Consider the following 7,121-nt stretch of genomic DNA (forward strand, 5'->3'; position numbering starts at 1 on the left):
CCCTGCGTGGCTTCGACCCCCGTTTGGTACCGCGCAGCCACGCAGGGCGTGGCTCTACGGGTAATCACCGTCAGCGTTCGTCGTCGCCGTCGAACGCCACGCCGTGGTCTTCTTCCTCTTCCACCACCCGCTCATACACCGGGCCGGAGGCTGGTGGAGCCTTCTTCAGCGGCTGCTCGGCGATGATCGCCTCATACTCGGCCACCAGCGTGGTGCGTCGGGCTTCCGGCAGGTCCTGCCAATGACAGTCCTGCAGCGCGCCTTCCAGCGAATACAACAGGTTCAAGCTGGGCTTGAAGCCGGCCCGCTTGACCTTCACGAAGGCCCCGACCGCACCAGCGGCGGCCAGGTCTTCGGGGGTGCGCAACCCAACCTGGCGCAGCCAGGCGGCACTTTTGGGGCCGATGTTGCGCAGCTTGGCACTCATCCCAGCGCCTCGACGAACACCGCGCCGATGGCTTCCAGACCTGCCTGGTCGTCCGCATCGAAGCGGGCCAGCACCGGGCTGTCCAGATCAAACACGCCGATCAGCGTATCGCCCTTGAACAGCGGCACCACCAGCTCCGAGCGCGAGGCCGAGTCGCAGGCGATGTGGCCCGGGAATGCGTCCACGTCCTCGATGCGCTGGGTGGTGCGGGTGGAGGCAGCGGCACCGCACACGCCCTTGCTCAGCGGGATGCGCACGCAGGCCGGCAGGCCCTGGAACGGACCGACCACCAGCTCCGTGCCATCGAAGAAGTAGAAACCGGCCCAGTTCAGCTCGGGCAGGGCGTGGTAGACCAGCGCCGACAGGTTGGCGGCGTTGGCCACGCGGTCGGATTCACCGTGCACCAGGGCGCGGGCCTGGGCCAGCAGCTGGCCGTACTGTTCCGGCTTGCTGCCGGTGAGCGAGGAAGAGGTAAACATGGCCGCAGTCTAGCGTAGGGACACACCAAGCGTGTCCGCGATAATGGCCCACCGTTCATCACCCACGACCGCCATGTCCCAAGGCCTCGCGTTCCCGCCCGCCGTCTACATCACCGGCACCGACACCGGCATCGGCAAAACCTTCAGCAGCTGCGCCCTGCTGCACGCCCTGCGCCAGCGGGGCCTGCGCGCGGTGGGCATGAAGCCGGTCGCCAGCGGGTGTGAGATGACCCCGGAGGGTCTGCGCAACGAAGACGCGGCCGCCCTGCGCGCGGCCAGCGATCCGGTGCCGGCTTACGCCGACCTCAACCCCTATGCGTTGCCCGAACCGCTGGCTCCGGAGCTGGCGGCGGCCGACGCCGGCGTGACCCTGGCCTTGCCCCCCATCGAGGCGGCCTTCGCCCGCCTGCGCGCCCAGGCCAACACCGTGGTGGTGGAAGGCGTGGGTGGATGGCTCGCGCCGCTGAGCGCAACGCTGGACCAGTCACACCTGGTCCACGCCCTGCAGTTGCCGGTGGTGCTGGTGGTGGGGCTGCGCCTGGGCTGCATCAATCATGCCCGGCTCAGCCTCGAGGCCATTACCACGGCCGGGGCGACCTGCATCGGCTGGATCGCCAACGAGGTGGACCCGCAGATGGCGCGCATCGATGAAAACGTGGGGATGCTGCGGGAGCGCCTGCCGGTGCCGTACTGGGGCCGACTGCCGTATGCACCGGGATCGGACCCGGCACAGCTGGCGCAGCACCTGAGCCTCTAGCGCACCGAGACCGTGGCTACCAGCCGCGGCTTCTCGGTATACAGCGCGGGATACTGCTGCTTCAGCGCCTCCACCTTGGGCAGGTCGTTGATCCGGATGTAGAGGTTGTCCGGATGCAGGGTGAGGTAGTTCTGGTGGTAGCCCTCGGCACGGAAGAACGGCTTGCCGCCATCGACCTGGGTCACCACCTTGGCCGGGAACACACGCGCCTGCTGCAGCTGCGCGATGTAGGCCACCGTTGCGGCGCGCTGCGCGGGGTCATCGGCATACACCGCCGAGCGGTACTGGGTGCCGTGGTCGGGGCCCTGGCGATTGAGCTGGGTGGGGTCGTGCGCGACCGAGAAGAACACCTGCATCAGCTGCGCGTAACTCACCTGCGACGGATCGTAGGTGACCTGCACCGCTTCGGCATGGCCGGTGCTGCCGGTGCCCACGCGCTCGTAGCGGGCATCGCCGGCGGTGCCGCCGATGTAGCCGGAGACCGCGTTCTGCACGCCCTTCATGTGCTGGAACACGCCCTGCACGCCCCAGAAGCAGCCACCGGCAAACACCACCGTGGCGCGCGGCTGGTTCGGTTGCGCCAGCACGGCCGCGCCCTGCGGTGCCGGCAGCTGCACGTGCGTCGCCGTTGCCGCCATCACCGGGCGGTCCAGGCTGACGACGGCGGTGATGGTCAGCGCGGCAATGGCCACGGCAACGCCGCCCGCCACCAGTTTCTCCATCGCGATTTTCATGATGTTCTCCTGCACTCAACCAAAGGTGAAGGCGTAGGCATGTACGCCCGGGTCAAGGAACTCGATTTCGAAGGTGCGCTCGCGCACCGCGCCGTTCTGGCGGATCAACTGGTACAGCCGGTTGCCATCCACCTGTCCGCTGCCATCGGCCGCGGCGTCACCGCCGGCATCCACGCCGGGCGGCTGGCCATCGATGCGCACGCGGTAGCGCACCGGCTTGCCGTCTTCGCCAGGCGACAGCACCAGATGCAGATCGCGCGCATGGAAGCGGAACGCGATGCGGTCACCGGCGTTGTGCGAACGGGCATCCTCGTCGCCTACGGTCCAACGCCCGCCCAGTGCCCACTGGTTCAAAGCCAGCGTGGACGGCACGCGGTAATCGGCCGCACGGTCCGGCTGCTGGCCACCCGGTGAGGCGAAGTTCTCCGCCCGTGCGTGCCCCAGATAGGTCTCCGGCGACTTCAGGTTGCCCATGTCGGCCTGGCGTTCCACCCCTTCGCGCGAAGCGGCCATGGCGCGGGCCGTCGAGGGCGCTTCATCGGGCAGGGCGTGTCCGGCTTCGCGCAGCAACTGGCGGATGATCTGCTCGGACTGCCCGTAGTTGCCTTCGCCGAAGTGGTGCGCGCGGATACGGCCCTGTGCATCGATGAAGTAATGCGCGGGCCAATAGCGGTTGTTGAACCCGCGCCAGATCGAGAAGTCGTTGTCGATGGCGACCGGGTAGGTCACCTTCAGGTCCGTCACCGCGCGCTGCACATTGCCCAGGTTGCGCTCGAACGCGAATTCGGGCGCGTGCACACCGATCACCACCAAGCCGTGGTCGCGGTAGCGCTCGGCCCACTCGCGCACATGCGGCAGGGCGCGCAGGCAGTTGATGCAGGAATACGTCCAGAAGTCGACCAGCACCACCTTGCCGCGCAGCGTGGCAGCGTCCAGCGGCGCGCTGTTGAGCCAATCGGTGGCACCGGCCAGTGACGGCATTTCGCCTTCCACCGGCAGCGTGCCTGCGCTCTGCTGAGGCACCGCCACCATCATCATGCCGGGCCCCGGCTCTTCCACCGGCAGCAGATTCACCAGCTGCTGCTCGACCTTGGACGTGCTGACGGTCGACAGACGAGTCAGCACGCCGGTATCCCAGCCCATCGCGATGGCCACCACGGCCAGTAGTGCGGCCACGCCCAGCCCGCGACGGATCCACTCGGTGGTGCCCAGCCGTTGCTTGAGCGCGGCGAACACGCGGCCGCCCACCCACAGCGCCAGCGCCAGCGACGTGGCCGCGCCCAGCGCGTAGGCCAGCAGCAGGCCGCTGGTGCCGACGCTGGCACCCTGCAGCGCCGCTCCGGTCAGGATCAGGCCCAGGATCGGCCCGGCGCACGGTGCCCAGAGCAGACCGGTGGCCACGCCGATCAGCAGCGAGGTGCCCACACCGCCGCGGCCGGCGGCATCGGCCGCGTCGGCACGCGCGCTCAGCCGCGCGCCGGCGCGCTGGAAGGGTGAGAGCAGCGCGTCGGCGACGCGCGGCAGCAGCAGTGCCACGGCAAACAACGCCATCACCACCAGTGCGATCCAGCGCCCGACCTGGTTGGCCTGGGCCACCCATTGGCTGCCCACGGCGGCGAGGCTGGCGACCGCCGCGAACATCACCGCCATGCCGATCAGCAACGGCAGGCCGCTGCGCAGGAACGGGCGGTCGGCGCGGGCGAACACAAACGGCAGCACCGGCAGGATGCAGGGGCTGAGCAGGGTGAGTACGCCGCCCAGGTAAGCCAGAACAAGCAGAATCATGAAGTGCCCTCAATGAAGTTCATCGCCACGCCGTTCATGCAGTACCGCAACCCGGTCGGCCGCGGTCCGTCATCAAACACATGCCCCAAGTGTCCGCCGCAGCGCCGGCAGTGCGCCTCCACCCGGACCATGCCGTAGGTGGTGTCGCGGTCCTCGCCGACCGCGTCATGCAGCGGGGCCCAGAAGCTCGGCCAGCCGGTGCCGCTGTCGAACTTGGTGGACGAGGAGAACAAGGGCAGCGCGCAACCGGCGCAGGTGAAGGTGCCGCGCCGGTGTTCCTTGTTGAGTGGGCTGCTGTACGGGCGCTCGGTGCCCTTGCGGCGTAGCACCGAGTACTGCGCCGGGGTGAGCTGCTGCTGCCACTGCGCGTCGGTGCGCATCACCTCGAAGGTGCGGGTCGGCTCGGCGGCGGCGACCGGGGCAGCGCGGCTGCAGGCGGTCAGGCCGAGCAGACCAGTGGCCGCGCCCAGGGCACTCATCCCCAGCAGTTTGCGGCGGGTCAGGCGCATGGCAGGTCTCCAGGCAGGAACGATGCGGCCATGCTGCGCCCCGGGCAGTCAACGAATCCTCACGCAGGGTTAAATTTTCCGTGACACATTCAGCTGCGTGAGCGCCCACAATGCACCCATGAACAGCGCCAAACGTGTCCTGATCGTCGAAGACGATGCCCACATCGCCGACCTGCTGCGCATGCACCTGCGCGACGAAGGCTATGAGGTCACCCACGCCGCCACCGGCGACGAGGGCCTGCGCCTGGTGGAGGAGCAACCCTGGAGCGCGCTGGTGCTGGACCTGATGCTGCCCGGCGTGGATGGGCTGGAGATCTGCAAGCGCGCGCGGTCGATGGCGCGCTATACGCCGATCATCATCACCAGTGCGCGCGCCAGTGAGGTGCACCGCATTCTCGGGCTGGAGCTCGGCGCGGACGATTACCTGGCCAAGCCGTTCTCGATGCTGGAACTGGTGGCGCGGGTGAAGGCGCTGCTGCGCCGCGTCGAAGCGCTGGCCCAGAACGCGCGGTTGGATGCGGGGCTGATCGACGTGGCCGGACTGCGCATCGACCCGATCGCTCGCAGCGCGCAGGTCGACGGCCGCGCGCTGGACCTGACCCCGCGCGAGTTCGACCTGCTCGCCTTCTTCGCCCGCCATCCCGACCAGGTGTACTCGCGCATGGACCTGCTCAACCAGGTCTGGGGTTATCAGCACGACGGTTACGAGCACACCGTGAACACCCACATCAATCGTCTGCGCAACAAGATCGAGCGCGACCCGGCCAATCCGCAACGTATCCAGACCGTGTGGGGACGGGGCTACAAACTGGTCGGCGATGCAGGCGAGGGTGCGGCATGATCCGCTTGACGCTGTCGCAGCGGCTCACCGCTGTGTTCTTCGCCCTCCTGCTGGCCTGCGGCGCGGCACTGATGTGGATCCAGATGCGCAGTACCACACTGCACGAACAGGAAACTGTGCAGCGGCTGTCGCGTGGGTTGGCCGAGCACATCGCGCGCAGCGGCGAGTTGATGGACGCACGCGGCATGCGTGGCGGCGACGTGCGCGCGCTGTTCGGCAAGCTGATGGCGGTCAACCCCAGCGTGGAGGTGTACCTGCTGGACGACCAGGGACGCATCCTCGGTCACGATGCGCCGGAAGGCCATCTCAAGCGCGACCGGGTGGACCTGGCACCGGTGCAGGCGCTGCTGCGTGATGCGCCGCTGCCGATTCTCGGCGACGACCCACGCAGTGCCAGCGGCCGCAAGGTATTCAATGCCGCGCCGTTGTGGGTGCAGGGGCGGCAGGTGGGCTACATCTACGTGGTGCTGGTGGGCGAGCAGCGCGAGGCGCTGGCGGCCAATGTCGCGGGCAATGCGGTGCTGCGGACCACGCTGTGGTCGCTGGCGATTGTGGTGGGGCTGGGGCTGCTGGCCGGTGCGTTCGCGTTTGGCTGGGTGACGCGTCCGCTGCGCCGGTTGACCGCGCGGATCCAGGGCTTCGATGTGGACAAGGCCTCACCGGCGCTTCCGCCGCCGCCGCCGCTGCGTGCTGGCGAGCGCGATGAACTGGCCATCCTGGATCACAGCTTTGGCCTGATGAGCCAGCGCCTGGGCGAGCAGTGGCAGCAGCTGCGCGAGCAGGACCTGCAGCGCCGCGAGCTGGTGGCCAACATCTCGCACGACCTGCGCACCCCGCTGTCGTCACTGCACGGCTATCTGGAAACGCTGTCGCTGAAGGACGCCACGCTCACCGCGGAGGAGCGCCAGCGCTACCTCGGCATCGCGTTGGCGCAGAGCCAGAAGGTCGGCCGGCTGGCACAGGCCTTGTTCGAACTGGCACGGCTGGAACACGGCGGCGTGGTGCTGGACGTGCAGGCGTTCTCGCTGCCGGATCTGCTGCAGGACGTGTTCCAGAAGTTCGAGCTGGCCGCGCAGGCGCGGCGGCAGACCTTGAGCGCGGAGATCCCGCCACGGCTGCCGGCGGTGCGGGCCGACCTCGGGCTGATCGAACGGGTGCTGACCAATCTGCTCGACAACGCGATCCGGCATTCGCCGGAAGGAGGGCAGATCAACGTCAGCCTGCGAGCGGACGACGGGAAGGTGTGGGTGCGCGTGGCCGACAGCGGCCCGGGCATCGCGCCGGAGCGCCGCGCGAACCTGTTCCACACGCCACCGGCGCTGGGCAGCCAGCGCCCGGACAGCGGCGGACTGGGGCTGTTGATCGTGCACCGGATCGTGCAGCTGCATGGCGGGCAGATCCGGTTGCTGGAGAGCGAGGCGGGTGCGGTGTTTGAGTTTGGATTGCCGGTGTGATGTCGGGCGCGTTGGTATGGCGTTGACGCGCATGGCGCGTCACTACGTGGGTCCGGCAGGGGTAGGGTCGGTCGATAGACGCCCGCCGTGAACGTCTCCGCGCCCGGTAACGCGTGGAAATGGCCGGCGCAGTGG

Annotated in this window: 8 protein-coding genes; 3 read left to right on the forward strand and 5 right to left on the reverse strand. The window is 68.7% G+C overall.

The annotated features are described in order from the left end of the window. Positions 1 to 70: 70 nt before the first annotated feature. Both QMX83_RS19010 and QMX83_RS19015 read right to left on the reverse strand, forming a co-directional pair. Positions 71 to 427, reverse strand: coding sequence for a TfoX/Sxy family protein (locus QMX83_RS19010; protein WP_282298205.1), 357 nt, complete (start codon positions 425 to 427; stop codon positions 71 to 73). Further along, positions 424 to 906 carry a GAF domain-containing protein gene (locus QMX83_RS19015; RefSeq protein ID WP_282298206.1) on the reverse strand — a complete coding sequence of 161 codons (483 nt, stop codon included), beginning with the start codon at positions 904 to 906 and terminating at the stop codon, positions 424 to 426. Before QMX83_RS19015 ends, QMX83_RS19010 begins: the two co-directional genes overlap by 4 nt. 73 nt (positions 907 to 979) lie before the next feature. On the opposite strand from QMX83_RS19015, the gene bioD reads away from it, so the two are divergent. After that, on the forward strand, positions 980 to 1,663 hold the full coding sequence (gene bioD, locus QMX83_RS19020; protein WP_282298207.1) for a dethiobiotin synthase: 684 nt from the start codon (positions 980 to 982) through the stop codon (positions 1,661 to 1,663). On the opposite strand, the gene msrA is transcribed toward bioD, so the two are convergent. Genes msrA through msrB form a run of 3 tightly spaced genes read right to left on the reverse strand, consistent with a single transcriptional unit; the run spans position 1,660 to position 4,691 of the window. Further along, entirely contained in the window at positions 1,660 to 2,397 is a 738-nt protein-coding gene (msrA, locus tag QMX83_RS19025) for a peptide-methionine (S)-S-oxide reductase MsrA (protein WP_282298208.1), read from the reverse strand. The two genes, bioD and msrA, sit on opposite strands and share 4 nt — an antisense overlap. A 15-nt stretch (positions 2,398 to 2,412) precedes the next feature. Further along, the gene (locus QMX83_RS19030; RefSeq protein ID WP_282298209.1) at positions 2,413 to 4,182 is read right to left on the reverse strand and encodes a cytochrome c biogenesis protein DipZ; all 1,770 of its coding nucleotides are present in this window, start codon (positions 4,180 to 4,182) and stop codon (positions 2,413 to 2,415) included. Then, complete coding sequence (gene msrB / locus QMX83_RS19035) at positions 4,179 to 4,691, reverse strand: peptide-methionine (R)-S-oxide reductase MsrB (protein ID WP_282298210.1); 513 nt, start codon at positions 4,689 to 4,691, stop codon at positions 4,179 to 4,181. The genes QMX83_RS19030 and msrB overlap by 4 nt, the downstream gene beginning before the upstream one ends. Positions 4,692 to 4,809: 118 nt before the next feature. On the opposite strand from msrB, the gene QMX83_RS19040 reads away from it, so the two are divergent. Together QMX83_RS19040 and QMX83_RS19045 are read left to right on the forward strand one after the other, a co-directional pair. Next, positions 4,810 to 5,532 (forward strand): response regulator transcription factor, encoded by a 723-nt coding sequence (locus QMX83_RS19040; protein ID WP_282298211.1) that lies wholly within the window; start codon positions 4,810 to 4,812, stop codon positions 5,530 to 5,532. Beyond that, positions 5,529 to 6,986, forward strand: coding sequence for a HAMP domain-containing sensor histidine kinase (locus QMX83_RS19045; RefSeq protein WP_282298212.1), 1,458 nt, complete (start codon positions 5,529 to 5,531; stop codon positions 6,984 to 6,986). The genes QMX83_RS19040 and QMX83_RS19045 overlap by 4 nt, the downstream gene beginning before the upstream one ends. Positions 6,987 to 7,121 lie beyond the last annotated feature (135 nt).

This window comes from Stenotrophomonas sp. PS02289, from assembly GCF_029960115.1.
Classification (GTDB): Bacteria; Pseudomonadota; Gammaproteobacteria; order Xanthomonadales; family Xanthomonadaceae; genus Stenotrophomonas.